This window comes from Halosimplex pelagicum, from assembly GCF_013415905.1.
In the GTDB taxonomy this organism is placed as follows: domain Archaea; phylum Halobacteriota; class Halobacteria; order Halobacteriales; family Haloarculaceae; genus Halosimplex; species Halosimplex pelagicum.
Window position 1 is genome coordinate 1,146,931 of record NZ_CP058909.1, and the last position, 26,408, is coordinate 1,173,338.

Annotated in this window: 22 protein-coding genes; 15 read left to right on the forward strand and 7 right to left on the reverse strand. The window is 53.6% G+C overall.

Annotation, left to right across the window (positions count from 1 at the left end; genetic code table 11):
- Positions 1-34 precede the first annotated feature (34 nt).
- The gene (gene glmS / locus HZS54_RS05895) at positions 35-1,840 is read left to right on the forward strand and encodes a glutamine--fructose-6-phosphate transaminase (isomerizing) (protein ID WP_179921008.1); all 1,806 of its coding nucleotides are present in this window, start codon (positions 35-37) and stop codon (positions 1,838-1,840) included.
- Between the two features lie 92 nt (positions 1,841-1,932).
- The gene (locus HZS54_RS05900) at positions 1,933-3,723 is read left to right on the forward strand and encodes an ABC transporter ATP-binding protein (protein WP_179921009.1); all 1,791 of its coding nucleotides are present in this window, start codon (positions 1,933-1,935) and stop codon (positions 3,721-3,723) included.
- Between the two features lie 6 nt (positions 3,724-3,729).
- Here the strand turns inward: HZS54_RS05900 and HZS54_RS05905 are convergent, their stop codons facing one another.
- The gene (locus tag HZS54_RS05905; protein WP_179921010.1) at positions 3,730-4,854 is read right to left on the reverse strand and encodes a DegT/DnrJ/EryC1/StrS family aminotransferase; all 1,125 of its coding nucleotides are present in this window, start codon (positions 4,852-4,854) and stop codon (positions 3,730-3,732) included.
- Positions 4,855-4,986: 132 nt separating this feature from the next.
- Here HZS54_RS05905 and HZS54_RS05910 point away from each other — a divergent pair, with 132 nt between their 5' ends.
- The 4 genes from HZS54_RS05910 to HZS54_RS05925 all read left to right on the forward strand — a co-directional run bounded on the left by HZS54_RS05910 (position 4,987) and on the right by HZS54_RS05925 (position 8,724).
- Positions 4,987-5,946, forward strand: coding sequence for an NAD-dependent epimerase/dehydratase family protein (locus HZS54_RS05910; RefSeq protein ID WP_179921011.1), 960 nt, complete (start codon positions 4,987-4,989; stop codon positions 5,944-5,946).
- Positions 5,947-6,073: 127 nt separating this feature from the next.
- Positions 6,074-6,766, forward strand: a complete 693-nt coding sequence (locus tag HZS54_RS05915; protein WP_179921012.1) for an HAD family hydrolase — start codon at positions 6,074-6,076, stop codon at positions 6,764-6,766.
- On the forward strand, positions 6,763-7,728 hold the full coding sequence (locus HZS54_RS05920) for an ATP-grasp domain-containing protein (protein ID WP_179921013.1): 966 nt from the start codon (positions 6,763-6,765) through the stop codon (positions 7,726-7,728). Before HZS54_RS05915 ends, HZS54_RS05920 begins: the two co-directional genes overlap by 4 nt.
- A gap of 51 nt (positions 7,729-7,779) precedes the next feature.
- Positions 7,780-8,724, forward strand: coding sequence for a methionyl-tRNA formyltransferase (locus tag HZS54_RS05925; protein WP_179921014.1), 945 nt, complete (start codon positions 7,780-7,782; stop codon positions 8,722-8,724).
- On the opposite strand, the gene HZS54_RS05930 is transcribed toward HZS54_RS05925, so the two are convergent.
- Positions 8,725-9,375 (reverse strand): PIG-L deacetylase family protein, encoded by a 651-nt coding sequence (locus HZS54_RS05930; protein ID WP_179921015.1) that lies wholly within the window; start codon positions 9,373-9,375, stop codon positions 8,725-8,727.
- A 73-nt stretch (positions 9,376-9,448) separates the two neighbouring features.
- Between HZS54_RS05930 and HZS54_RS05935 the strand changes: the two genes are divergently transcribed.
- From HZS54_RS05935 to neuC, 3 genes are all read left to right on the forward strand, one after another.
- Positions 9,449-10,528 carry an N-acetylneuraminate synthase family protein gene (locus HZS54_RS05935; protein WP_246391802.1) on the forward strand — a complete coding sequence of 360 codons (1,080 nt, stop codon included), beginning with the start codon at positions 9,449-9,451 and terminating at the stop codon, positions 10,526-10,528.
- 37 nt (positions 10,529-10,565) lie between these two features.
- On the forward strand, positions 10,566-11,240 hold the full coding sequence (locus tag HZS54_RS05940; protein WP_179921016.1) for a class I SAM-dependent methyltransferase: 675 nt from the start codon (positions 10,566-10,568) through the stop codon (positions 11,238-11,240).
- Positions 11,241-11,321: 81 nt separating this feature from the next.
- Positions 11,322-12,482 (forward strand): UDP-N-acetylglucosamine 2-epimerase, encoded by a 1,161-nt coding sequence (gene neuC, locus HZS54_RS05945; RefSeq protein WP_179921017.1) that lies wholly within the window; start codon positions 11,322-11,324, stop codon positions 12,480-12,482.
- A 63-nt stretch (positions 12,483-12,545) separates the two neighbouring features.
- Here the strand turns inward: neuC and HZS54_RS05950 are convergent, their stop codons facing one another.
- Genes HZS54_RS05950 through HZS54_RS05960 form a run of 3 tightly spaced genes read right to left on the reverse strand, consistent with a single transcriptional unit; the run spans position 12,546 to position 16,263 of the window.
- Positions 12,546-13,298, reverse strand: a complete 753-nt coding sequence (locus tag HZS54_RS05950; RefSeq protein WP_179921018.1) for an acylneuraminate cytidylyltransferase family protein — start codon at positions 13,296-13,298, stop codon at positions 12,546-12,548.
- A 41-nt stretch (positions 13,299-13,339) separates the two neighbouring features.
- The gene (locus tag HZS54_RS05955; RefSeq protein WP_179921019.1) at positions 13,340-14,617 is read right to left on the reverse strand and encodes a nucleotide sugar dehydrogenase; all 1,278 of its coding nucleotides are present in this window, start codon (positions 14,615-14,617) and stop codon (positions 13,340-13,342) included.
- A gap of 50 nt (positions 14,618-14,667) precedes the next feature.
- Entirely contained in the window at positions 14,668-16,263 is a 1,596-nt protein-coding gene (locus tag HZS54_RS05960; protein ID WP_179921020.1) for a capsular polysaccharide export protein, LipB/KpsS family, read from the reverse strand.
- A gap of 517 nt (positions 16,264-16,780) precedes the next feature.
- Between HZS54_RS05960 and HZS54_RS05965 the strand changes: the two genes are divergently transcribed.
- Positions 16,781-18,154, forward strand: coding sequence for a sulfatase (locus tag HZS54_RS05965; RefSeq protein ID WP_246391934.1), 1,374 nt, complete (start codon positions 16,781-16,783; stop codon positions 18,152-18,154).
- A 32-nt stretch (positions 18,155-18,186) separates the two neighbouring features.
- A complete protein-coding gene (locus HZS54_RS05970; RefSeq protein ID WP_179921022.1) occupies positions 18,187-19,071 on the forward strand; it encodes a glycosyltransferase family 2 protein in 885 nt (294 codons plus the stop codon).
- On the opposite strand, the gene HZS54_RS05975 is transcribed toward HZS54_RS05970, so the two are convergent.
- Entirely contained in the window at positions 19,068-20,186 is a 1,119-nt protein-coding gene (locus HZS54_RS05975) for a glycosyltransferase (RefSeq protein ID WP_179921023.1), read from the reverse strand. The two genes, HZS54_RS05970 and HZS54_RS05975, sit on opposite strands and share 4 nt — an antisense overlap.
- Before the next feature lie 637 nt (positions 20,187-20,823).
- Between HZS54_RS05975 and HZS54_RS05980 the strand changes: the two genes are divergently transcribed.
- Entirely contained in the window at positions 20,824-21,936 is a 1,113-nt protein-coding gene (locus HZS54_RS05980) for a glycosyltransferase family 4 protein (protein ID WP_179921024.1), read from the forward strand.
- 114 nt (positions 21,937-22,050) lie between these two features.
- On the opposite strand, the gene HZS54_RS05985 is transcribed toward HZS54_RS05980, so the two are convergent.
- Complete coding sequence (locus HZS54_RS05985; RefSeq protein ID WP_179921025.1) at positions 22,051-22,971, reverse strand: alkaline phosphatase family protein; 921 nt, start codon at positions 22,969-22,971, stop codon at positions 22,051-22,053.
- 180 nt (positions 22,972-23,151) lie between these two features.
- On the opposite strand from HZS54_RS05985, the gene HZS54_RS05990 reads away from it, so the two are divergent.
- Genes HZS54_RS05990 through HZS54_RS06000 form a run of 3 tightly spaced genes read left to right on the forward strand, consistent with a single transcriptional unit; the run spans position 23,152 to position 26,289 of the window.
- Positions 23,152-24,357 carry a hypothetical protein gene (locus tag HZS54_RS05990; protein WP_179921026.1) on the forward strand — a complete coding sequence of 402 codons (1,206 nt, stop codon included), beginning with the start codon at positions 23,152-23,154 and terminating at the stop codon, positions 24,355-24,357.
- Positions 24,344-25,165, forward strand: coding sequence for a glycosyltransferase family 2 protein (locus HZS54_RS05995; protein ID WP_281377737.1), 822 nt, complete (start codon positions 24,344-24,346; stop codon positions 25,163-25,165). Before HZS54_RS05990 ends, HZS54_RS05995 begins: the two co-directional genes overlap by 14 nt.
- Positions 25,162-26,289: a glycosyltransferase gene (locus HZS54_RS06000; RefSeq protein WP_179921028.1), complete on the forward strand. Its 1,128-nt coding sequence runs from the start codon at positions 25,162-25,164 to the stop codon at positions 26,287-26,289. The genes HZS54_RS05995 and HZS54_RS06000 overlap by 4 nt, the downstream gene beginning before the upstream one ends.
- Positions 26,290-26,408: the final 119 nt, after the last annotated feature.

The window sequence follows — 26,408 nt, forward strand, 5'->3', positions numbered from 1 at the left end:
CCGAGACGTACGGACCGAACGAGGTGACTCGCTAATGTGTGGTATCATCGGCTGCGTGGGCCGTGAAGACGATACGCTCGACGTACTCGTCCACGGTCTCTCGAAACTGGAGTACCGCGGCTACGACTCGGCGGGCGTCGCCCTCTCGGGCGACCGCGTCGACGTGTGCAAGAAATCCGGGAAGATCGAGGACCTCAAAGGGGCCCTCGAACCGCGCTCGATCGGCGGCGCGGCCGGTATCGGTCACACCCGCTGGTCGACCCACGGGCCGCCGACGGACGCCAACGCCCACCCGCACCTCGACTGTACCGGCGACGTGGCCGTCGTCCACAACGGCATCATCGAGAACTACCAGTCGCTCCGGGACGAACTCGTCGCAGTCGGCCATACCTTCAAGAGCGACACCGACACCGAGGTCGTCCCCCACCTCGTCGAGGACGCGCTGGCCGACGGAGCAGACAACGAGGCCGCCGTCCGCGAGGCGATCGACCGGCTGGACGGCAGCTACGCCGTCGCCGTCGTCGTCTCCGGCGACGACACCATCTACGCCGCGCGCAACGACTCGCCGCTGGTGCTCGGGATCGACGACGAGGACGAGGGCCGCCCCGCCTACTACCTCGCCAGCGACGTGCCCGCGTTCCGCGACTTCACCGACCGCGTCGTCTACCTCGCCGACGGCGAGTTCGCGACGCTCTCGGCCGATGGCTGGCGCGTCTCCGACGTCGACGGGAACGCGGTCGACAAGGACGTCGACACCGTCGACTGGGACCCCGAGGAGACCGGCAAGAGCGGCTACGACCACTTCATGCTCAAGGAGATCCACGAGCAACCCCGTGCGATCCGGCAGTGTCTCCGCGGGCGCGTCGACGAGATGGCCGCGACGGTCGACATCGGCGACCTCGGGGACCTGTCGCCGACCGGCGTCCAGTTCGTCGCCTGCGGGACCTCGTATCACGCCGCGCTCTACGGGGCAAACCTGCTACGCAACGCGGGTATTCCGGCACAGGCGTTCCTCGCCAGCGAGTACGCCACGTCGCCACCGCCCATCGGCGACGCGCTCGTGGTCGGCGTCACCCAGAGCGGCGAGACCGCCGACACGCTCTCGGCGCTCCGGGAGGCGCGCAAGCGCGGTGCGCGGACGCTTGCCGTGACGAACACCGTGGGGTCGACCGTGGCGCGGGAGTGCGACCACGAGCTGTATATCAGGGCTGGCCCGGAGATCGGTGTGGCCGCGTCGAAGACCTTCGCGTCGCAGCTGGCCGCACTGAACCTCTTTACGCTCGGGACGACCCGTGTGGACGGCAAGCGGGACATCATCAGCGCGTTGCGAGACCTGCCCAGTAACATCCAGGCGATCCTCGACGAGTCGCAAGCGAAGGCGGTCGCGGAGACCTACGTCGACAGCGACGCCTACTTCTTCATCGGCCGCGGCCTGCAGTACCCCGTCGCGCTGGAGGGGGCGCTGAAGATGAAGGAGATTACCTACAAGCACGCCGAAGGGTTCGCCGCAGGTGAGCTGAAGCACGGGCCGCTGGCGCTGGTTACGGAGGATACGCCCGTGTTTGCGGTGGTTACGGGTGACGGCGAGATGGCCCGCAAGACCATCGGGAACGTCAAAGAGGTTGAGGCGCGGAACGCCCCGGTGGTTGCCGTTACTGACGGGCAGTCGGACGTGGGGCGGTACGTGGACGCGGTGTTGGAAGTGCCCGAGACGCATCCGCAGGCCGCTGCCGTGCTAGCGAACGTGCAGTTGCAGCTGGTGTCGTACTACGTGGCAGACGAGCTCGGACGTTCGATCGACAAGCCGCGGAATCTGGCGAAGAGCGTGACCGTAGAGTAGCTCCGCCTTTCGGTTGCGATAATTCGACCGCGTCTGTTTTATATCGGCGTTCGCGACTACAGATCAGCACCCGCGTGTGGGTCGATCCAGCGATGAGCGACGAGATATCCCTCGATAAAAAGCTCCGGGCGCTCGCCCGGGTTGCACGGTTTCGACCGCTGTTTACCGCTGGGATCATCGGGTTGAGTACCTTCGCTGCGCTGTTGGAGGGGATCGGACTTAGTTTCCTCTACCCGATCATCCAACTGGCGCGCGGCGGCGTCGACGGAGGGGGACAGTACCTAGAGCTGTTCGTCCGCGTGTTCGAGATAGCCGGTGTTCCGTTCACGCTGGAGTCCGTGGTCGTCGGGGTAGCTATCGTGATGACCGTCCGGTACACGTCGAGCTTCCTCGTCGACTGGCTCAAGGCCGCACTGCGCACGAATTACGTGCGCCACTTGCAAGTCGAGTCGTTCGACCATGCGCTGGACGCTGAGGTGGCCTACTTCGACGAGGAGGGTTCGGACGATATTCTGAACGCGATCGTAACCCAGGCGAGCTACGCGGGTCGGACGATTGATCGCGTAGTCAAGATCATCGAACAGGGATTTCTGACCGCGATGTACGGCCTCGTCGCGCTGGTGATGGCACCGCGACTAACTGCCGCAACGGTTGTTATCCTTGGGGTGTTCGTGGTCATCTCGCGAACAGTTCTGGAGTCCGGATACTCCGTTGGTGACCGCGTCGCGGAGGCCAACGAAGCCGTCCAAATGGCAGCCCAGGCCGGCACGCAGGGGATCCGAGATGTCAAGCTGTTCGGCATGAAGGCCGAGTTGTTCGACCGCTTCCAGGGCGCGACGGGCCAGCGCGTGACCGCCAAGGTGAAACTCCGACGGAACGAGGCGATGCTCGACAACTTCTATCAGCTCGCGACGGCGATCATCGTCTTCGTTCTGATCTACGTCGCACTCCGGATAGCGAACCTTTCGCTCGCGAGCCTCAGCGTGTTCCTGTTCGCGATGTTTCGGCTCGCACCGCGTGCGAGCACGCTGAACAACTATTTGTACCAGCTCGAAAGCGATCTCCCACATCTCGTTCGGACGCAGGAATTCATTGACGAACTTGACGACCGCCGGGAGCCGACTGTTTCCGAGATCAGGGTTCCAGATCCAGTCGAAACGATCGCCTTCGACGATGTGTCCTTTGATTACAACTCGGGCAAACGAGTCTTCGACGGGCTATCGTTCTCCGTCGACCGCGGGGAGTTCGTGGCGTTCGTCGGGCCGTCCGGGGCCGGGAAGTCGACGATCGTCTCACTGCTCACCCGGATGTACGAACCCGACGGTGGTCGGATTCTGGCTGACGGGTCACCGATCACGGAGATGGATCTCGCCGCCTGGCGCGAGCGGGTCTCTGTCGTCCGCCAGCATCCGTACATTTTCAACGATACCCTTCGAGCGAACGTGACGATCGCCGACAGGCAGGCGACCCATAGCGACGTGAAACGAGTCTGTGAAATCGCCCAGGTCACCGAATTTCTGGACGACCTCCCGAACGGGTACGAGACGGAACTGGGCGACAACGGAGTCCGGCTCTCGGGGGGACAGAAACAGCGGGTTGCGCTCGCCCGAGCGCTGCTGAAAGACGCGGATTTCCTCGTCTTGGACGAAGCGACCAGCGACCTGGATTCGAATATTGAGGAGACCGTCCACGACGCCATCGAAGCGATGGACCGCGATTACGCGATGTTGGTGATCGCACACCGACTGTCGACGGTGGTCAACGCCGACCGGATCTACGCCGTTGAGGACGGCGGGATCTCAGAGACCGGTAGTCATGCTGAACTGGTCAAGCAAGACGGGACGTACGCGGATCTGTACGCGACGCAGGCCCAGAGCGGATAACCGGTGTTATCGGTGTTTCTTGCAGGCCGTCTGGACGCCGTCGATGATACGTTCGACCTCTCGAGGCGATAGCTCCGGATGCATCGGCAACGCGAGGACACGCTGTGACAGCTCCTCAGTCACCGGCAGATCCCAGTCGCTGCCGCTATAGAACTCGGACTCGTGGACCGGCGGGTTCCAGTAGACCTTCGAGGAGATGTTCCGTTCGGCTAAGTGTTCGATGACCGCATCACGGTCGATCTCGAGATCGAACGTTACCGTGTAGAACTGATAGACGTGCCGGCCGTCGTTCATCGTGTGCGGCGACACACCCTCGGTTGACTCGAAGGCGTCGTTCATCGTCAGTGCCGCCCTCCGTCGTCCCTCGATAAGGGTATCGATCCGCTCCATCTGGGAACAGCCCAGCGCGGCCACCATATCCGGCATTCGGAAGTTCCCTCCAACAGTAACGTGCCGTCCGCTGTCTGACGACTCGAAATAATCCTCGGATGCGCGTCCATGAGAACGATACAGAGACACTCCACGGGCAATCTCGTCGTCGTCGGTAACGACCATTCCGCCCTCGCCGGTTGGAACGATCTTGTTCTGGCAGAAGCTCAGTGCCCCGGCGTCACCGACAGTTCCTGCCCGCATCCCGTCTCGCTCTGCCCCTTGTGCCTCTGCGGCGTCTTCGATCATCATAAGGTTGTGGTCCGTCGCAAGTTCGTAGATCGCCTCAATGTCACAGACGCTCCCGTAAACATGGACCGGCAGTACAGCTTCAGTCTCAGAGGTGACTTGTTCGGAGACCGCTGTCGGATCGAGACCGTACGTTTCTCTTTCGATGTCGGCGAACACCGGGTTTCCACCGACCATTTTCACGGCATTGACGGTCGCCTGCTGTGTGAACGATGGAACGATAACTTCGTCCCCGTCGCCGATGCCAGCGGCGTCCAACGCGGCCATGATCGCGCTTGTCCCAGAGTTGACTGCGACGGCGTGCTCGACACCGAGATACGACGCGACCTTTTGTTCGAACTCTTCGATAAACGGCCCGTTCGCCCACCAACCACCACGACCGATTGACTCAATTACGTTCTGAAGATCCTGCACATCCCAGGGAATCTCGAACAGCGGGATCTGTTCCGGCATAGTACACGGTTAGGCGGTCACCGCTTATGACTAACGACGGGCCTCCCATGGTTATCGACGACTGTACGACTACCTCTCGATTCCACGAGCTTTATTATCGGAATCGTACAAAGGTCTGCAGACGATTCTACCATGAGCGAGATACTGGTGACTGGCGCAGGGGGATTCCTCGGCAAACACCTCATTCAGCGACTCTCGGCTAACGACCACGATATCACGGCACTCGATATCAAGCCGGAGCCACCGGCTGCGTTCGCCGGCGACGACAACGTCACGTATATTTCCGGGAGTATTCTCCACGAGGAATTCGTCGACACGATGGTGTTTCCATCGCCAAATAGTTACGACAGGATCTACCACCTCGCTGCCATCGTCGGCGTTGATCGATACGCTGATCCGGAGGATCTCCTGTACATCGTCGATGTCAACATCAACGGTACGAAGAAGCTCCTCGAACGGGTTCGAGGATCGAATACCCGGTTTGTCTATACCAGTACGAGCGAAATCTTCGGCAAGAACCAATACCTACCGTGGGCTGAAGACGATGACCGCGTACTTGGTCCTCCCTCGGAGAGCCGGTGGAGTTACAGCTCGACGAAGGCGATCTGTGAACACATGGTCTCGAACATCGGGCAGACCGATCCCGGTGTCTCGACGACGATCGTCCGGCCGTTCAACCTGTACGGTCCCGGCCAGCGCCCGCAGTTCGTCATTCCGAAGTTCCTCGAACAGGTCTCTCGCGGTGATGTCCCGACGGTCTACGGCAACGGAACTCAGAAACGGTGTTTCACTTTCATCGACGACTTCGTGGAGGGGATCGTCCGGGCTTCCAAACGTGACCACGACGGTACCGAAACGTACAATCTCGGGAGCACCGACGAGACCGAGATCAGGGAGTTAGCCGAACTTGTGCTTGATGTCGCCGGTATGGAGGATCGCGAACCTGCGTTTGTCGACCCGGGAGACGACCACCAGGAGCCAGATCGTCGAATTCCGGACGTTTCGCGGGCGAAGGATCGCCTCGACTGGGAAGTGTCGACACAGCTTCGAGAAGGGTTGGAACAGACGTTAGAGACTAAGACACCAAAGTAATGTGTTTCTCTATTATTGATTGAATCTCAATTCAGTTCTTGCGGTAGAAACAGGACTCGTGAAGATAAGACAAGACGGTTTTAGCGTCCAAAGGAAGATTTTTCAAAACAGAGAGCCCTTACTTAGTATGGTATCTATGACGTTCTCTGTCGCCTTCGATCTTGACGATACTCTGTATCCCGAATCGGAGTTCGTTTTAAGTGGTTTTCGGGCTGTTGCGGATCATCTTTCAGAACGATGTGATCACGGGCGAGACGAGATTTTTAACAAACTGGAATCGGATTTCCATCAAGGTGTTCGGGGAAATAATTTCGACCGAATACTGGAATACGTAAATCTCGAAGCTGACGTAGAAACCCTCGTAGAGATTTACAGCACACATGAACCGGACATCGAGTTGGTAGTGGACGCAAGAGAGTGTCTCAAGAAATTGACCGACCGTCAGGTGGCAATCGTCACAGATGGTGATGCTGTGAAACAACGGAACAAGATTCGGGCGCTCGATCTTGGGGATGTAGTCGACAAGATATATATCTCGGATGAATTCGGTCCAGAAGGGGGCAAGCCTTCGACCCGTATGTTCGACGCGTTTCTCTCTGAGACCGAGACGAGTCCAGAAGCGGCCACCTATATCGCTGACAATCCCGCGAAAGACTTCATCGCACCGAACGAGATTGGAATGCGCTCTGTTTGGGTCAACCGATCGTGGGGTGAATACATGAACGAAGAGCCGACGACTGAGCGACAGACGCCGACACATCGCATTGAAGACCTACGTGACGTTCCTGAGTTACTGGAAAAATGGGAGAACGAGCTATGAAGTCAGTACTCCTGACACCGGGCGGATCTGGCATGGCCGTGACCGCTATCAAAGCGCTCCGGAAACAGGAAGACGTTCAAACTGTCGCGACTGACATCAACGAACTCTCGCCAGGTCTCCACCTGGCGGACACAGGATATCTCGTTCCACGATTTGACGACCCGGACTACATGAACGCGATCTTCGACATCGTGCATGAAGAATCGATCGATGTCGTGATTCCCGCATTGGATCCGATATTGAAACGGTTCGCGAGACGACGTGACGAGTTCCACGACCGAGGTTCTCAAGTGCTTATCTCGGAGATAGAGACGCTCAAGATCACGCAAGATAAGTGGAACACGTACCAGCATCTCGCGGATTCTGTCTCGGTTCCGGAGTCATGGATACAACTGGAAAATGTCCCGGAAGGTGGAGAGTATTTCATCAAACCACGGGAAGGATCTGGGTCGGAAGATGCTTACTACGCGAGTTCGAGGGATGAACTCAAATTCCATTTCGAGCGCGTCTCTGATCCGATCGTACAAACACATCTCCCAGGGAAAGAGTATACTATCGATTGTCTTACTGACTCCGAGGGATCGCTCGTCGCTTGTGTACCTCGCCTGCGAAAAGAAATCACGAGCGGCATCTCAACGAAGGTAGAGGTTGTTCACGACTCCGCATTGATCACGCTCGCGCAGGTGGTTGCTGAAGAATTGTCGTTCGTCGGCCCCTTCTTTATCCAGGCGAAAATCGGAAGCGACGGCGTACCGCGAGTGATCGAGATCGGGGCTCGTACCGCCGGGACCATGTGTGGGGAGTTCGTCACCCCGAGTCTGCAGTATCTTGGCATTCTACAGCTATGTGACGAGTCAGTACCGGAACCAGCCGTCCATTTCGGCTCACAGATTTCCAGATACTGGTCGGAACAGTATTTCGACGATGATGGTTTCGAGAATGTGATTCAGTGGTCACAGTGAGTGACTATCTCGGACGTAACCTTTCTGTCTGTCTGGGCTGAGGGGATATCTATGGACATCGTATTCGTGACGCAGAACAAATTGGGCCTGAGATGTATCCGTACGTTGCACGACATCGGTGCGTCAATTACGACGATTTATACACTCCCAGATGTATCATACATATCAGACCAAGTGAAATTTGAGGACGTAGCTGAGGAAACAAACGCTGATCTGCGCAAGGTTTCATCGGTGAACGACCCTGGTGTTGTCGAACAAATTGTGGCCGACGAGCCTGATTTTCTCTTCGTCGTCGGATGGTCACGACTCGTCGAACAGTCGGTGATCGATATCCCCGAGATCGCAGTCATCGGTATGCACCCGACGCCTCTCCCGCGTGGTAGGGGGCGAGCGCCCGTGGCGTGGAACCTGATCAAGGGGTATGACGAGACATCGCTTTCGATGTTCAGACTCGTCGAGAAAGCCGACGCGGGGCCCGTCTATGCCACGCATGAAATCCCAATTACACGGCGCGACGATGCCTCTAGCCTGAACGAGAAGATATTCGATGCAGGCGAAACGCTAATACGAGACCACTATCGAGACATTGCCGATGGGAATCTCGCTCCGACACCACAACAGGATTCAGAAGCGACATGGTGGCCAAAACGGGATCCAAACCACGGTTTGATCGACTGGACACGCTCTGCGGAGACTGTTCACAACTGGATCCGCGGTCAAACACACCCGTATCCTGGTGCGTTCTCCTACCTCCGTAATACGAAGATCACGGTGTGGAAATCCAAGCCGCCGAGCGGTGAGACGGTGTTCGCAACACCGGGCGAAATTATCGATGTCCGGGGTGATGAACTCGCCGTCGCCGCGTGGGAGGAAGTGATCGAGATAGAAACTGTCCAACTTCCAGACGGGCCAGAAATGCCAGCAGCGTCACTGGTGAGAGAGTATCAGTTCGAGATATCTGACGTATTCGAACGAGTACGTGACAGGACTAGCTGATTATATCCGCTCTCGTATTAGTTCGAACGCTTCAGCGGCATGGAAGTGTGCTTCTGAGCCACGTTTCCTCGCGAGCGCTCTGATTGCCTTTTCTGAGCGTGGATGCGGAAACTCTCGAACTTCGCTATCGTACTGGTGCATAGCCTTGACTTTGATGTCAAGAGTCTCAGAGACATCTCTGTATACTGTCGGATCGAACTGTTCGGCACGACCACCCCACTCTGATTCCGATAGTGTCTCGTACGCCAGAATTCGGTCGACACCGCTGTGCGGTCGTGCTGCGACCAATCCTGCGTCGAACACGATCGCATGGTCGTGGTTGAGATCGCCTGGATGTGGTACGAACACTGTCTCGGGCTGGATCGACTCCACGATCGTGATCACCTCATCATTGATCTCTTTCTGCGGTACAGTGTCGAGTTTCACCGAAGGAAATCCCAAACAAGTCCAGTCTTCGATACCGAGTACCTCTGTGGCCGCTTTGATCTCGTCAGGACGTTTCTCCAGGTGTTCTCTCGGCCACGCTGGCTCGTATCCTTTTGTAAAAATTACTAGATGAACCTCAACACCGTCATCTGCGAGTTGCCGTATCGTTCCTCCACAACCTAAGACCTCGTCGTCCGCATGAGGCGCAAGGACAACAACTGACATATACACTCTTCAGATTGGACATCTAATACCTCTTTTGTAGAGAGCTCTCAGAAACGAAGCCACGAGATGATCGATGGATGGGCTCTCGATAGTCTGGCTTGATCTACCGACCATTATAAGTGGAACCGTCTCGAACGAGAAAGAGAGAATGAGAATCGATTCTACAGAGATTCATTCGGATTCTGTCTTTTTTATCGCCGAGGCTGGGAGCAACCACAATGGCGACCTTGAATACGCAAAGGGGCTCGTCTCGGCGGCCGCAGAAGCAGGCGCCGATGCGGTCAAGTTCCAGAATTTTGTCCCCGAAGAACTGCTCTCGGGGAGTACGGAAGAAATCGAGAACTTGCGTGAACTTGCACTGTCTAGAGAGGAGATGGAAACACTGCAGAAACACGTGCAGTCGCTGGATATCTCCTTGTTATCGACTCCTTTTGATCAGACCAGTGCGACGTTGCTAGACGAGTTGGGGTTGCCAGCGATCAAGATCGGGTCTGGTGATCTCAACAACTATCCTCTCCTCGAACACGTCGCAGCGTTCGACCGCCCGATGATTGTCAGTACGGGTATGGCGACGATCGAGGAGATCGAAACTGCCGAAAAACGAATCCGTGCTGTTAATCCAGAGATCGATCTGGCATTCTTACACTGTGTCTCAGCCTATCCGACGGATATCGAGGACCTGAACTTACGGATGATCGCTGATATCGACGCTCACGTAGAGGGGGCGGTGGGATTTTCCGACCATTCGTTAGCAACCGAGACAACGGGGCTTGCTATTGCGATGGGGGCTACAATAGTCGAGAAGCATTTCACTCTAAGCCGCCGTTTATCTGTGCCCGATGCCGAGGTATCACTGGAACCTGATGAACTCTCGCGTGCAGTCGAAATCGCACGAAATGCTGCAAGAGCAAAAGGTGATTCAGATAAGCGTCCAATCGATGCTGAACTCGATAACCAGCGCGAGTTCCGCAAATCAGTCCACGCAACGACAGAGATTGCTGCGAACTCGCCGATATCGAAAGAGGATATATCGCTTTTAAGGCCTGCAGATGGGTTACCACCGGAGATGCTCGATTCTGTCGTAGGAAAGGAGGCGACAGTATCACTCTCTGCTGGCGATCCGATCAAGCGCAAGAATCTTAATATTGAATAAGTGGCACGGATCTGAGATAGACCGATTTAGCCAAATCATGTCTCACAGAGAAAACGTCGAACACATTGTAGAGCAACGAGGATACGGTCCCAGGGCGGAACGGCACTCTATTGTCCTCGACTATATCAAGACCAACTATCGTATCGAGAATGTCTTGGATATTGGCTCTGGATACGGGGAATTTCTGGAAGTTATCGACCAGGAGTTCGACGGCGTCGTCAAATACAGTTTGGATAGAGAGTCAGAGTTACTCAGGACGACGAAACGGTTCGCGGACGTTCACTCGGTGCAGGCGGACGCCAAACGTCTACCGTTCAAGTCTGAGTCGTTTGATCTTGTAACTGCTCTCGGTATTATCGAGCATGTGGAAAATCCGACCCAGTTTGTCAGGGAGGTCCATCGGGTCTCGAGTGGGCAAGCCGTCTTTCTCACACCGAACATCGGACGGCCGAACAGACTTATCGCCGCGATGCTCGACAAGAGTGTAAACGAGTTCGAGGGGCACAAGCAAGGTTGGGATTATCATCTTCTCGTTAAATTCCTCGAATCAAACGGGTGGATTGTTGACGACATCGAGATTCGTTACGTCGACTTTCCCCTGTATAGGCGGTTTCCACGACTCGGTCGGTTCTTGAGCTACAAAGTCCTTCCTCGATTTTTCAAAAACGCTGGCACAGAGTTGTTCGCTTTCTGCAGCAAGGCGGACGCCTGAGCAACATTATATCCTCGTTTATCACAATCTTATTATGAGCTTCTAATCCATTTCTATTTAAATGGACGTGTTCTGTACAATATGACAACGAATATTGCAGTCGTGACGGGGACACGGGCTGAGCCGCTTCGGTCTACGATGCGTGCGATAGAAGCGACGGACGGACTTTCACTCTCAATCGTCGCTACAGGGATGCACCTTTCTCCACAACACGGGATGACTGTCGAAGAGCTGCGTGAGCAAGGATTCACAGTCGATCGCGAGATCCATATGCTACTCGAAGGCGATTCAAGTAAGGCGATGGCAAAGTCGCTTGGTATCGGAATATCTAGCCTCGCGGAGGCGTTCGAGAGCTTAGATACCGATCTCACCGTCGTTATCGGGGATCGAGACGAGGGACTTGCCGGGGCTCTGGCTAGCGCACACATGAATATCCCAGTTGCCCATATCCACGGGGGCGACGTGATGAGTGGGTCAATAATCGATGACAGTATCAGACACGCCATCACGAAGTTTGCACACGTCCACTTCCCGGCGATCGAGCAGTACGCTGATAATATCGAAAAACTAGGCGAGGAACCCTGGCGTATTACCGTCGTTGGATCTCCTGGTTTGGACGCAATCCTCGCAGGAGAGTATACACCATACGAAGACATCTTGGAAAAATACGACCTCGATCCTTCGGAACCACTTGCGCTAGTCGTTCAGCACCCATTGACGACCGAACCCGAAAATGCGCCATCCCAGATGGAGACGACGTTATCTGCACTGGAGGATTTCAACGGGAATATCGTGGTTATTTACTCAAATGCTGATTCCGGTGGCAAGCGGATGATCGAGGTGATCGACGTGTGGAAAGAATTCCGAACTGACGACTCAACGGTGAAGATATTCAAATCTCTCCCGAGGGAGGAGTATCTAGGCGTTATGCAGGGAGCCAATGTCATGATAGGCAATTCCAGTAGTGGCGTAGTTGAGGCCCCGTCATTCGATCTTCCCGTTGTTGACATCGGTCCACGGCAGGTGGGACGTGTGCGGGCAGACAACACAATTTCGGTTGGATACGATGTTGAGGAGATCAAAGGAGCGATTGATACTTGTCTTTACGACGATGATTTCAGGGAACGTGTGAAAGACTGTTCAAATCCCTACTATCGCGGTGGTGCTGGTGAGCAGATAACGGAACGCCTTGCATCGCTCTCGATCGATGATCGATTACTGCGGAAGAAGACGACTTACTAATCGACTCCTTCGTCTCCTGATTTTCCCAGACGAACTCTACTCCGACAGGTATTGCGCGAGGTTTCACTCACTTCGATACTCATAGAGAGCTCGGGCTACTTCAAGATCGTACGGTTCGTCGATGTCAGGCGACCGTTCTACTGGCATCTCGTATCCAAGAGCGGGTGCGCTATAGAGTTGACCGTCAGAACGGAAGTCCTTGACTCGAACTCCGAAGATAGCCCCATTAGGACAGTATAATTCGTCGGTATCCTGGCTTCTCGGCGGGTTATTGTCCCATAATTCGTGCTCAGAAAACCGGGCCTGTAACAGTCCGTTTTCCCCAATCTTCAGTGCCCATTCGGGCGGGTCACTGTACTCCGTGACAGAGACAATCGACGCGGCGTCTTTGTGGTTCTGAAGGCGCCTGATAGCGGCATCGATGTCATCCACTTCTCGAAAGGGCGATGTCACTTGGAGGATGACGACGATTGAGGGTTCGTACCCTTCCGACTGAACCCATTTGAGGGCATGTGAAACAACGGCCGCGCTAGAGGCTGTGTCAGTCGCGAGTTTGTCGGGTCGACGGAACGGGACATTACCACCGTACTCCCGCGCGACCTTGGCGATCTCGTCGTCGTCAGTCGAGACGATACAGCGATTAAGGACGGACGACTGATTGGCCTGTTCGATGGTATGTGCGATGAGCGGCTTCCCACCGAAATCTACGATATTCTTTCTAGGAATTCGTTTTGATCCTCCTCTAGCAGGAATGATTCCGAATACATTCATTTCGATATCAGGCTTTCTACTCCCAGTAAAGAAAATGCTTGGCACCGAATTCCTATGGCCTATGTCAGCTCAGACTGGTTGATGATTCACAACCGCCGGATAGAATTGTCCTCCAGCTGTGCCGTCGCGTTCCGTGTGTCGAACACAAGTGGTGCTTGCGAAGCGATCCATTCGAAATCGTACGCCGAGTGATCGGCGACGATAACGACACAGTCGGTCCGCGAGAGTATCTCCGCATCGAGAGTCTCCGACTCGTACTCGCCTTGACCCGGTACTTCAACAGTTTTGATGTAGGGATCGTGGTAAGAGACATCTGCGTTATGGTCCTCCAGATGGTCGATGATGTCTACCCCGGGCGAGTTCCGGACATCGGGGACATCGGGTTTGTATGTTACGCCAAGAACAAGGACGCTCGCACCTGACAGTGGCGTGCCGAATTCGTTGAGGTGTCGCATCGTCCGTGTCACGACGTATTCGGACATTTCGCGGTTCGTCTTGTCCGCGAGATCGATCAGCGGCGTTTTCAGGCCGTTCTGACGCGCCGTCCATGAGAGGTACAATGGATCGACTGGGATGCAATGGCCGCCGAGGCCCGGGCCGGGGTAAAACGGCATGAACCCGTACGGTTTGGTCTTCGCCGCCTCGATGACCGTCCAAAAGTCGATATTGAGATTGTCGGCTACTTTGACTAGTTCGTTCACTAATGCGATGTTCACGTTCCGGAACGTGTTCTCGAGAATCTTCGTCATCTCGGCCTCAGTTGTAGAGTTCACATGGACGATATCCTCAAAGATCTCACTGTAGACGGCCTCAACCCGGGTAGCACATTCCGGTGTGGCCCCACCGATTACCTTCGGTATCTCGGCGAGAGTGTATTCCTCATTATTGGGATCAATTCGCTCGGGGGAGAACGCGAGGTGAATGTCGCTTCCTATCTCAAAACCTTCGTCTTCAATGATCGGTGCGATGAGATCTTCCGTCGCACCAGGGTAGACAGTACTTTCAATAATAACAGTATCCCCGGAAGTAAGGATTGGTACCAGACTCTCTACGGCCGCGACGACATAGGAAATGTCTGGCTGGCCTGCCTTTTGCAGCGGCGTTGGAACGCAGACAGCGAAGTATGACGCACTTCTTAGATCTTCATACGATGTTGTCACACTAAAATCTCGCCCGTGAATCCGCTCTATCTCTTCTGAGGGAATATCCTGAATGTACGAATTACCAGCACGCAATTCTTCAACACGGGTGTCATCGATGTCAACACCGGTGACTGAGTAATCTGAATCAACTAGAGCGATCGCGAGGCGGAGACCGACCTCACCCAATCCAATAATAGCGAATGTATCGTCCGACGTTTGCATATTAATATTAACCGCTCTTGAGGACGAACCCATATATTCCTGCCGGGTCATTAAAGTGAATCAGCAAGATCTGACTTGAACTGACTGGAAAAGACCGGTTCGCCTTTTGGGCACTGTCGTACAATCGCTTCTAATGTCTCTAACCCCGCCGGATCATCGCTCGAGATAGCTTGAACATTACCCTCTTTAGTCATCTGGATATACGGGAAATCAAGGTGCTTTACATTAAATAAGAAATAGAGATAACGTGTTGCTCGCATTTTTACTTTTTCGTCATCTTCTAATTCACTTATATTGCGAACTAGATCCTGATATTCAGAACTTGTCTCTGGATCATGCGTTATATTGAGATGTTTATAGTGAGTTTTCCCACCGACAATGACTGGTTTACCAAGATATGCCATTTCTAAACCTACTGTTGAATTATAAACAATCCCCGCATCGAGATCTTGAATCATCTCATACGTATTTATCTCTGTCTCTGGGCTAAGAACCTCAATATTCTCTGGTAATGGATCCCAATGATCTCGGATCCAGTTTTCTACTGACTCGTTTGTTCCTCTAATATTCTCTGCTGGATGCGTCTTAATTATCAGCGTAATGGATTCCTGTTCAGCTAATGCATCAATAGTTGCAGAAATCCATTCGAACGGATCTGGAAATGGGCAATCAGCAACTTCAAGACTTGCATCCCAAATGAGGTTGGTAAACATTCCGACAACAAACTCATCCTTCTTTGGATTTATTGAATTATTTGTGGTCGCTGAATAATGGACTCGCATATTTTTATTTCCCCTCATCCGATCACGCATTGTCTCTTTAATTGACCGCCGTTGGTTCTCAGTGAGTTCTTGAGATAAAAACTCATTTACTAGTTCAGTGCGCTCAAAGTATGGTAGAGAATCTCGGTCAGATATTCGACTTATAAGAAGGGTTCCGTCCAACCAGCCATATGCATCTGAATATGCAGGAACTCCGTGCCGTTCAGCAATCTCTAGTGGTATGCCTCCCTGGGTGTACTTATCATCATTCGCTATCGTTGCTACAATATCACGGGTTTGAAATAGTTTTTCCATAACGTCAATGATTTTAACACTCGATTCTATAAAGTAGTCGTAGATCCGCCAGTCATCCTTTGATGCTAAATGGTACTTTTTCGTTGCCTTCCGAGTTGATGCCAGAGCATATCTATTTATATCTACTCCTCTATATTCTTTTTCAAAATCATCTGACTTGTATACTTTATCTTCTGGAAGAAGGTCAGAGAGAATTATGGTCTCATGCCCAGCTTGTTTAATAGTAGCAGTAGCGCCATATTGGCATGTTTCACACTTGATTGGGTCGGACGGTTTGTTAATGTCTTTCAAGGTGCACATGGGCTGGCATCCGTCACAGATTACGAAGACCGGCTTGTATCCCACTCTTGAAAAGGCCTCTCCAATAAGGGCATAGACCTGTGTATGGGTCGACTTGGGAACATGTGGAAATAATATGGTGCCGTCTTTTTCATCATCGATCCCTATCTCCAAATTAGAATTATCATAGGCGAAGCCCGACTCTATTCGATTAGTTACTAGATCATAGATCCCTATAAGATCTTGTCCATATCCAGCCCTTGCGGCAAGTTGAAGTAGATTGTGCTTCACGATAATACCTCTGAACTGTTGTCTGTATGTTGTCTACACTCAAGAGTAATGTTATGAATGTCTATACAACAGACAAATAGTGTGATAATTCCACAGTTTTGGCCGCACACTTTGAGAAAGCTAGCCGTCATCCAAACTGAATTGCTTCGATGATGGTACACTCAGTCATATAACCTGTATTAGTCTCATAATCTTGTGGAAATCTGAATCTTATCGATCAATGGGTTGCAAATTCCCATGTGATTCGTCTTGATTAGACTTACGTTTGGACTCTATAATCTTATATCTGTGGCTGGCGCCAAGGTATACTTCACCTCTTTCGTTTCTTCCGGGCCATATATTTATGTCTATGGCTTATACAAACTATATCTTGGACAGCTTAATAACTATATATCCAATTGTTGTCTAAATATATTAAATTAATGATTTAATTCTGACACTCCCTGTGTTAGCCACTCAAACACATAACCTCCTGACCGCAAAACCAATCACTGAGTCCGTCCAACAACTGGTACTGATGAATGTACTACTAATTTCTTTGGACTGCGTCCGTCATGAGGCCCTTTCCTGTTACTCTGAAAATTTCGACTATCTATCTACAATACCGTATCGAGCGAAAACGCCTACTATCGATTCCATCGCTAGGGAAGGACTCGTATTTACGAATGCATTTACGCAGGCACCATTTACACCTGCCTCCCACGCGTCTGTCTTCACTGGTACGAATCCGTATAATCATGGCATCCGGAGTATGTTCGGCTGTGAACTCAACGAAGAGGTCTCGACATTGGCGGAACACTTCCAAAATGCCGGATATGAGACAGGCGGCTTCATTGGAGCGCATGCACTAAGCTCAAAATACGGGGTTGATCGGGGCTTTGAAACGTACGATGAAGAATTCGAGGATTCACGAAAGAACTGGATCGTTGGAAATAGACGCCCTGCTGGTGAGGTAACAGACGAAGCGATAAAATGGCTAAATAACGTTGATGACGATTTCTTTCTGTTCGTCCACTATTTCGACGCACATGACGGGGGCCAACAGAATGCCGAAACTAGCTCAGAGACGGTATCATCGAATGTTGATCATGAGGACGATCACACCCCCATTTATGTCCAACTGTATAATCAGTATCTTCGGCAGATTGATTCCCTCACTGGGGGCCTCGGTCGACAGATATTCCTCTCCTGGGATGATCTACGCGACGATGCCCCTTCGGGAAGACGGTATCATTTGAAACAGGTCCAGCGGATCGACAAGCAGATCAATCGAATCAAACGAACGCTTGCTTCACTAAATCAGTACGAGGATACGCTAATTATTCTCTTTGCAGATCATGGCGACGCTTTTGGAGAGCACGGTGAGTTTGGACATCGTGAGTATCTCTACGATACGACATTGAACGTCCCACTTATAATCAAACCACCTAATGGTGAAGCTACTGAAACAGGGACTCATGGTACACTGACTAGATTGATAGATATCTTCCCAACAGTTACGTCGATAGCGGGGATAGAAGAAACGCAGTCCACTGGCGAGAATTTAATCGAGTACGTTACTGATGACGATGACAACCTTGCCGCCTATGGAGAAACGCGGTGTGAGAGTTCTCCTCAAGCTCTCAAAAATCCGAAAACAGACTTCACGAGTCTTCGGTCGAGTGAATGGAAATTGATAATAAACAATCTCAACGGAAATAAAGAGCTATATCACGTGGCATCCGATCCTGCAGAAATGGATGATATGTCGGATGGGCGATCAGATATGCTTCGAGAAATGCGAGGACAATTAGAATCGTTAACCTCAGATCACGCGAAAGAAAAAGATATTGATATGTCACAGACGATCCCATCGGTTGTCGATCAACTCGAAGGGCTTGGTTATCTGTAATATTTTATTCCAAGAGGTAGTGTGTACCTACGATGCCGGATATAGCCGTCTGTGTTACAGTGTTTAAGCGGATAGACAAGCTTGATACGCTTCTGCATTCGGTCGATCCGGAATTCATTTCCACAGTCTACGTAGCAGACGATGGCGAGTGGACAGAGGAGCGAGAAGAGATCTATTCACAGTCATTCCCCTTCGAGTTGGAGGTATTCAACTTGGAGTTTGACGCTGGTCTCGGTGCAGGCCGAAATAAAATTGTGGAGGAAGCCGACGCGGAATACCTTCTATTGATGGACAGTGATATGCAAATGCCAGAGAATGCGGATGTGCTCCTTCACCAACTCAAGGCGGATCCAGAACTCGGTGGCGTTTGTGGACTCTTTGCGGAGAAAAACCGTATCTATACGTCTGGTTGTCTAGACATCTATGAAGAGAACAGCACCTGTAAACCCGAAATACGTGACCGGAAGGAGACTGAATTGCTCGCGGGATATCCATTCATTGAATTTGATATGATAGCAAACGCAGCACTATTTCGGCGTGAATGCCTCGCCGATTATAGCTGGGATCCGGAGTACGTCATTGAACGTGAACATATCGACTTCTATGTAGGTCACAAACGTCTAACTGATTGGAAATTCGGCCTTTGTCCGAGCGTTCTATTCCCACATGATCCTGGTGGATCGAGCGAATATACCAAACACCGACGTGATGAGCAGAAGCACGCTGATGCGGATGAATACTTTCTCAATAAATGGGGCTACGATAGAATTGGTCAAATAAACCACTCTTGGATGGATACCTACGATCCGGAGTTCAGTGGATTTCCTCCACACGGCATGATTGCGCGAGCACGGCGAAAGTTCAGGAAAGAAGGGATACCTGGATTGGCGAAAGCGTTTCTCAGACGTGTGCGCTAGAACTGGTTTCGGATAGTAGATGATCCATTCCGTAATGTCTCTAGTAGAGTATCAGTCACCGAAACCACATCGAAATCGGAAGCACGGTTGCGGAGCATGGTTTGATCCCAATTATTTGCGTAAGCCTCACGAATCCCATTGGCAACTGCAACTGGCGTTTCGCCAGTCAACTTTCCGTAAGTCCCCCCAGAAAGGATCTCACGGGGGCCATACGGAACGTCGGTTGCAACGACAGGTGTCCCACAGGCAAGTGCTTCGACAAGAGCGATCCCGAATGCCTCTGACCGAGAAGTGAGTGCAAAGATGTCTGCGTGATACATGTACTGTAGCGGTTGATCCGTTGACCCTGGCAGTGCTACCCGACCATCGATATCTAATTCTGTTGCAACATCAGCAAGAAAAGATTTCTCTTCGCCATCTCCGGCGATAACAAGTCGTGGAGAGAGGTCGTCTTGTAACTGAGCAACAGCACGAATGAGTAGTTCGTAGCGTTTCACTGGTGCTAGCCGGCCGACAGATGTCACAACGGGGTCATCCATCTCGAAAAACGGATGGGGGGATGGAGGGGTTTTGAGTTGAAATCCACGCTCAAGAACCGCTGGTGGACAAACGTCAACAGCATCCTGTTGAATGTCGAACAGATCAACCACATGTCTTTTCATACCGGTCGAGTCCACAAGGAAATAGTCTAGATTTGGATAGATAATATCTGCAACCTTTCGCGTGATCCGATCCGGGAGACGCGCCTCTGCTCCAATTGGTGATGACACTGATCCTTCTCCCGGGACAGGATCGGTAGAGACCCCCGGCATGAAGCAGGCCAGGGTAGCTGAAACGTTCGGATCCTCAAGTCGAGTGAGTAAGTAATCGGGCTGTTCTATGAGCAGGTACCGTGTGAGAGAGGGGATTGCTCGAAGTGTAGATGCGTGATCCGGGATAATGACATTGATATCGGTGTTCAGCCTCTCGAATTCACGACCGCCTTTTTCCCACAAAATAAATGAAACAGGATAACCACGCCGATGTAGTTCGTTCGCGATGAGTACTAGAGAGTGTTGGACTCCACCAATATCCAGCCGCGGGTAGTAGAAGGCGAACGATTCCGTTGTAGACATACTAGCATCTGCAGTGGAGTCGCTGAAAAGATTATTGGCAATCTCTGAATAGATCGAAAGGTGTCGGTTCATCACCGATGGGTACGAACCATCTAACAAGTGATCTCGTGTTTGCTCAGGTGGCCGCTGATAGACTTTGATACGTTGACGGAGCACTACCGCCGGCTGTCTGTTTCGCCGTGCTAGTCCTATCAAGTTTGAGCAAGTCGTGATAATGATTATTGAACAGAATGCGTCCTCGCTGACAGTGGACAACTTACCGTCTCATACGGCAATGTAAGAATCCTTGACACTGGCCCAGCCCACTTTACCAGTTGCGGAATCACGGTAAACTATGAGATGTTTGACCCGGAAACTACGGAGTCAGCGCTAACCGATTGGGGTTCGCCGTCATTAACTATCAGATTTTACATTATCTATAGAATAAATCAGATGCGGAGAAAAGTCCCTTCTACCGGCATCCAAACCAAAGGCACTGCGGGCCGACTGTCTATCTGCCCCGTCATAGTATCGGCTGTTGCCTATGTTGATTGAACCGCGACTACGGATTGTGAAAACACTATGAATCACTAGTATCCTCAATTCATTACTTCTCCCACAGAGCACTTATACGAGCGGTCCTTCGCGCTATCACACGATGGGACGAGGTAGCGTCTGTTTCATTCTTCCATCTGCCTACGGATACTTTAATGACAATGTTCCAGCAGTCGGTGGTGGTGCCCGACAGCTTTCGTTTGTCAGTCGATATCTTACCGATGAGTTCGAGGTTCATTTCGTTGTCGGCGACTATGGGCAGCCGCCCGTAGAAGAGTACGACGGCGTGGTACTCCACCGTGCTTATCGCCAGTCAGCTACGACGCCTGTGTGGCGCAAGCCACTACAGCTTACTCGCCTATCCGCTGCAATGTACCGTGCAGATGCAGATCTTTATCTCTACCGGGGCCGGCCGTTTCTCGCAACAGTGACATATATTATCGCGAAAGCGCTTCGATCACAGTGGGTATACAACCTCGCTAACGACCCGAATCTTGACGAACAGCCAGTAGCATTGGCCGCACCAATTCGATGGCTGTTCGACCGAGCGGTCCGCGATGCGGACGCCGTTGTCACCCAGACGGACTATCAAGCTGGGCGACTCTCCGAACTCTACGGGCGGTCCTCGACGACAATCCCTAGCGGTTACCCACCAACCGAGTCTACTAGATCACACGGCAGCCGAGATTCAATTCTCTGGGTTGGTCGTCTTGACGAGGCCCAGAAGAGACCACACCTGCTGCTCGATCTTGCCGAAGCAGTTCCGGAAGCATCCTTTCGTCTCGTTGGGCCGCCAGGCCAGGATGAGACTTACAACGATCGGATCCGATCTCGGGTCCGTGATCTGGATAACGTTGAGTACTGTGGCCGCATCCAACCATCGGAGATCCACTCCTATTACCAAGATGCTAAAGCTCTCATCAACACTTCCGCTCACGAGGGGTTCCCAAGTACATTTCTCGAAGCCTGGCGGTACGATACGCCGGTAGTAAGCCTTGATGTACCGCCGAGCCGCTTCGCCACGGATTCGGCCGATGCAGGCTATGCTGGCGGTGACTTTGATGCGCTGGTTGAGTTGGTCACGACACTTTCTAATGCGCCGAAACATCGCGCACAACTGAGCAGTATAACCTACGAGTATTTCCAAGAGAACCTCACGCTTGATGTGGTCGCCGATCGGTACCGATCACTCTTCCGCGGGCTCCTTTTGGACTAATTATATGATTGCTGCTGCGGAAGTTGGCTGGTATCGTTACCTCGAACACCCTTGCGGGATCGATCCTGGACCCACAGCGAAGTAACATCTATTGACGAGAAGTACAGTAGTGAATTAGACGTATCCCAGCTGTTCGAGGCGGTCAGCTACTATGTCGTCGTCCGTCTCCTCGTGCTCATCTAGTGGAGGTTGACTGACAATCTCTCGACGCTCACCCTGGATGACCAGCCACGGAATCTTCACGAGCTGTTCTGTGTAGATCCCGCGTGGGTGTCCCCACTCACGGATCGGAAATGGATAGGCTCGTTCGCCGACCATGTTTCCATGGTCGGAACTGACGACCGACTTCCCCTCCAAACCATCCAGCAATTCATTGACATGAGGTAGCGTGCGACTGAGATTATCACGGTACGCTCGCCAGACATCGTTACGCGATGCCGTCAGTTCTCCAGTCATCAACTGATGCCAGCTACCGGCTTCGTCAGGTTTGAGAAATGCCTGCTCGTTGTCGAAGAGCTCCGAATTATCGACGATAAATGGATAATGGGGCTGGATATAGTGGATGAACAGACGCTTGTCTGGGTACTGCTCGGCGGCATCAAACGCTGCTGCGGTCATCGTTTCGGGGAGCACCGTGTTGTAGTCCTCGTCCCATCCCTCTCGCATCCAGACGTTCTCAACAGCGTGAAACGATGCTCCTAACTGATCTTGAAGCCGATAAAATTGTGGGTTGGCAGTGATGTACACTGTGTCGTGCAGTTCTCTATCGCGGATATTCCCCTTCAGAAATTCTGCGGTGCTCGATCCCCTCGAAATACGGCTTTCTAATTGACCTCGGAGATCGGACTGCTCAGCGAACATATCGTATCGGCAGGCATCAAGTAGAAGCAGGTTGTCCCAGTCCTCACTAAATACGTCAATCCCGGAAATGTTATGTGTGCGAGTATTAAGGCGGCGGTGATACAGTCGGTTTGCCTCCCGAAAGAACAAGTTAGGGCTCGCAAAACCGCGTTTTAGTTGGTCTAGCGAGTACACGGTTGAATGTTAACTGTACGAGTTTATACCGTTTTAGGTTTATGAGTATCTGTAACTATGGATGAGTTGAAAAATATTCCCTCCTCCACTTATCTTCTGACCCATTCTTTCAACCCTTTCTGAGACGAATGAGTAACACATTAGAAAACATTACCCTACATGAATCGAGAAGGGGAGTACATGGTAGCGTTTGAGGGGGTTATCGTCGGGATACTCCTTACTGTTGCGGGTGCATTTTTCTGTGTCAGATACCGTGATGGCCGTTATTGGGTTGTATTCGGATCTGCATTTGCGGCACGGCTCATGTTGATTGGTGTCCAGGAGTCGTTCACATTGTTCGGTCGCGAGGATATAGTGGACTACCAACCGTATTTTATTGAATTCCTTGAAATTCTGCAGAACGGGACATTTGTCGCATTCATTCAGAAACAGGTTGGTGCATATACGATACTGTATCCGGGATGGTTGTACGCTTTACTGGGGTCGGGAGGCATGTGGTCCATCCGCCTCGCTAATGCTGTCCTCAGTCTTCTTATCGTGATACCGCTGAATGAGATCAGCCGACGTATCTGGGGACGCGACCTGCGTCGGTGGCAACTTGTTGCTGTTCTGTTCTGGCCTTCGTATATCCGTTTCTCTATCGAAGTCGGGCGAACTGTCCCAACCGTTCTCTTTTCGACTTGGCTCATCGCTACAGTATTGACGCTATTCGAGACGCCGAATCGACGGACAGTGATCTCGCTTGCTTTGGCGATACTTGCGACGGGACTGCTTCGGGTCCATTACGTCTTCTATGGTGTGATGGCTGCTGGAACTATCGCAGTGCATCGCGTACTTACAGCCGACGACAGGCATACCCGAATCGGAATTACCGCCAGTGCTGTCGGTCTGTTTGCGATCGTGTTTGCCATCTTCGATAGGGTAATCCCGGACGTATCCTCGTTCTCTCTGTCGTCGATTCGCTCTCTGGCCCGTGGTACTGCTAGAGGTGACTCTGCTTACCTGACCGATGTCTTCCCTGAAACGGTGTTTGACCTCGTCTGGTATCTCCCGCTCCAAGGGATACATTTCCTCCTTGCCCCTTCGCCGTGGCTCGTGATGGATCTCGCGATGCCGATGGCAGTCATCGCAGGAATCTCAGCTTGGCTCGTGGTCGGTCTGCTCAGCGCAACACTGTGGCACAGACACGGCCAAATTCTCGATGATTGGAGGCTTACCGCTGTGTTTGGTTCCCTGTTTCTCACCACAATAGGTTTTGGAGCGGTGACAAAAAACGCGGGTGCAGCAGTCCGATGGCGATTACCGACGACGCTCCTGCTCCTGGCAGTAACTACAAGTCTCCTCGCGGACGAGTGGCTTTCCACTGAGATTGATGCCGAAGGTTAGCGTCGTGTCGACGGTGTACAACGGAGCGGACCACTTCGAACAGATCCGGGACTCCATCCTCGGGCAGGACTACGGCGACTACGAGTGGGTGATCCTCGACGACCGCTCGACCGACGAGACGCCCGCGCTGTTGTCCGGCCTGGCGGAGGAGTCCGACCGCGTCCGGGTCCTGACGCCCGACGAGCACCTCGGTCGGGCGCGGTCGCTCAATCGAGTCGTCGAAGCGGCGAGAGGGGCGTACGTCGCACAGCAGGACTTCGACGACCTGAGCACGCCCGACCGTCTCCGGAAACAGGCCGACTACCTCGACGCCAATCCCGATGTCGGCGTCGTCGGCGCGTACTACGAGCGAGTCGACGACGTGCGCGGCGAATCGTACGTGCGACAGCCGCCGACCGAGCACGCCGACCTCGTCCGAGCGATGGCCAAGTACATCCCCTTCGCCCACACGCTCGTCACTTTCAGGAAGGCGGCGTGGCGCGAAGCAGGGGGCTACCCGCTGGAGGACGACCTGGAGGACATCGGGCTGTGGATCCAGATGGCCGCCGCCGGGTGGCGACTCGGGACAGTCCCCGAGAACCTCGGGACACACTTCGTCTACGAGGAGAGCACGTGGCACCGCCGCTTCGACTACGCCCATCGCCAGCGTCGTCTCGCGCGCGTCCACCTCCGGGCAGTCCGTGAGCTCGGTCTCCCGCGATGGATGTACCTCTATCCGCTGGGACGGCTCGTGTACCCGTACCTCCCGACCGCGGTCAAGCGCATCGTTCGTCGAACCGTCGGTGGCGTCTCCGAACAGTCACGATGACGCGACAGCTCACTATCACGCACCTCTCGACGTCGATGGGTCTGGGCGGCGCAGACAAACAGATCCTCTCACTCTCGAAGGAACTACGCGACCGCGGCCACGCCGTCGGGATCGTCTCGATCGTTCCGGGTGGACCGATGGCCGACGACGCCCGCGACGCGGGGATCCCGACCACATCACTCGGGATCGAACGAAAAGTCACGGCGCCGTTCCGTGTACACAGACTCCGCGAGGCGATCGGGGGACCCGACGTGCTCCACTCGCACATGTTCCACGCGAACTTGCTCGGCCGCGTGCTGCGACCGGTCCTGCCGACAGGGTCGCTCGTCTCGACGATTCACAACGTCTACGAGTCGAGCGACGCGTACCACCGCCCGGAGGCACCCACGTCACGGGAACGCCTCTACCGTCTCACGTCCCGACAGAGCGACCTGACGACCTGTGTGTGTCGGGCGGCCTACGACCGGTACACGGATCTGGGGATCGTCTCCCCCGAGCGCACGGAAGTCGTGTATAATGGGGTCGATGCGGACGAATTCTTCCCCCCATCTGATGGCGACCGTACGCTCCGGGACCGACACGGCGTGGATGACGAGTTCGTCTGGCTGGCCGTCGGCCGCTTCTTTGAGCAGAAGGACTACCCGAACCTCGTCGAAGCGGTCGACCGTCTCGACAGTAACGTCGCCGTCTGGGTGGTCGGACACGGCGAGCGCCGCGAGCGGATCAGGGAACTGGTACGCCGCCGCGGGCTCGGGGACCGCATAGAGTTCCTCGGTGTCGTCGACGATGTCTCGGAGTACATGCGGGCGGCCGACGGCTACGTGCTCCCCTCGCGGTGGGAGGGATTTCCGATCGTCCTGCTCGAAGCGCAGGCCAGCGGCCTCCCGGTCGTCGCGACCGCCGTCGGCGGTGTCCCCGAGCTCGTCTCCGACGGGGAGACCGGATTTCTCGTCCCGTCCGACGACCCGGGCGCACTCGCCGATCGGCTGGATGCTGTCTCGACGATGAATCCGGAGGAGCGCGCAGCGATGAGCGCTGCGGGACGCGAACGCGTTACCCGCGAGTTCAGTATCGAAGCCATCGCCGACCGCTGGGAAGCGGTCTACCGCTCCCTCGTCGAGTGAGAGCGCCCTCTCGCTTCGGCGGATAACCCGTTCGAGGCCGATGATCGCTTCTCGGACGATCTCTCTCCCCGTTACCGCTCGGTGACCGAATTCCGTGCTCGGTATCGGCCCGATGAAAA

Excerpts from the sequence above, each read along its gene's own strand:
- HZS54_RS05920 (WP_179921013.1), top strand. The coding sequence starts at position 6,763 with ATGAAGTCAGTACTCCTGACACCGGGCGGATCTGGCATGGCCGTGACC.
- HZS54_RS06000 (WP_179921028.1), top strand. The coding sequence starts at position 25,162 with ATGACGCGACAGCTCACTATCACGCACCTCTCGACGTCGATGGGTCTG.
- HZS54_RS05965 (WP_246391934.1), top strand. The coding sequence starts at position 16,781 with ATGAATGTACTACTAATTTCTTTGGACTGCGTCCGTCATGAGGCCCTT.
- HZS54_RS05915 (WP_179921012.1), top strand. The coding sequence starts at position 6,074 with ATGGTATCTATGACGTTCTCTGTCGCCTTCGATCTTGACGATACTCTG.
- HZS54_RS05905 (WP_179921010.1), bottom strand. The coding sequence starts at position 4,854 with ATGCCGGAACAGATCCCGCTGTTCGAGATTCCCTGGGATGTGCAGGAT.
- HZS54_RS05975 (WP_179921023.1), bottom strand. The coding sequence starts at position 20,186 with ATGTCTACAACGGAATCGTTCGCCTTCTACTACCCGCGGCTGGATATT.
- HZS54_RS05910 (WP_179921011.1), top strand. The coding sequence starts at position 4,987 with ATGAGCGAGATACTGGTGACTGGCGCAGGGGGATTCCTCGGCAAACAC.
- HZS54_RS05995 (WP_281377737.1), top strand. The coding sequence starts at position 24,344 with ATGCCGAAGGTTAGCGTCGTGTCGACGGTGTACAACGGAGCGGACCAC.
- HZS54_RS05990 (WP_179921026.1), top strand. The coding sequence starts at position 23,152 with ATGGTAGCGTTTGAGGGGGTTATCGTCGGGATACTCCTTACTGTTGCG.
- glmS (WP_179921008.1), top strand. The coding sequence starts at position 35 with ATGTGTGGTATCATCGGCTGCGTGGGCCGTGAAGACGATACGCTCGAC.
- neuC (WP_179921017.1), top strand. The coding sequence starts at position 11,322 with ATGACAACGAATATTGCAGTCGTGACGGGGACACGGGCTGAGCCGCTT.
- HZS54_RS05935 (WP_246391802.1), top strand. The coding sequence starts at position 9,449 with ATGGATGGGCTCTCGATAGTCTGGCTTGATCTACCGACCATTATAAGT.
- HZS54_RS05955 (WP_179921019.1), bottom strand. The coding sequence starts at position 14,617 with ATGCAAACGTCGGACGATACATTCGCTATTATTGGATTGGGTGAGGTC.
- HZS54_RS05980 (WP_179921024.1), top strand. The coding sequence starts at position 20,824 with ATGGGACGAGGTAGCGTCTGTTTCATTCTTCCATCTGCCTACGGATAC.
- HZS54_RS05940 (WP_179921016.1), top strand. The coding sequence starts at position 10,566 with ATGTCTCACAGAGAAAACGTCGAACACATTGTAGAGCAACGAGGATAC.
- HZS54_RS05930 (WP_179921015.1), bottom strand. The coding sequence starts at position 9,375 with ATGTCAGTTGTTGTCCTTGCGCCTCATGCGGACGACGAGGTCTTAGGT.
- HZS54_RS05900 (WP_179921009.1), top strand. The coding sequence starts at position 1,933 with ATGAGCGACGAGATATCCCTCGATAAAAAGCTCCGGGCGCTCGCCCGG.
- HZS54_RS05925 (WP_179921014.1), top strand. The coding sequence starts at position 7,780 with ATGGACATCGTATTCGTGACGCAGAACAAATTGGGCCTGAGATGTATC.
- HZS54_RS05970 (WP_179921022.1), top strand. The coding sequence starts at position 18,187 with ATGCCGGATATAGCCGTCTGTGTTACAGTGTTTAAGCGGATAGACAAG.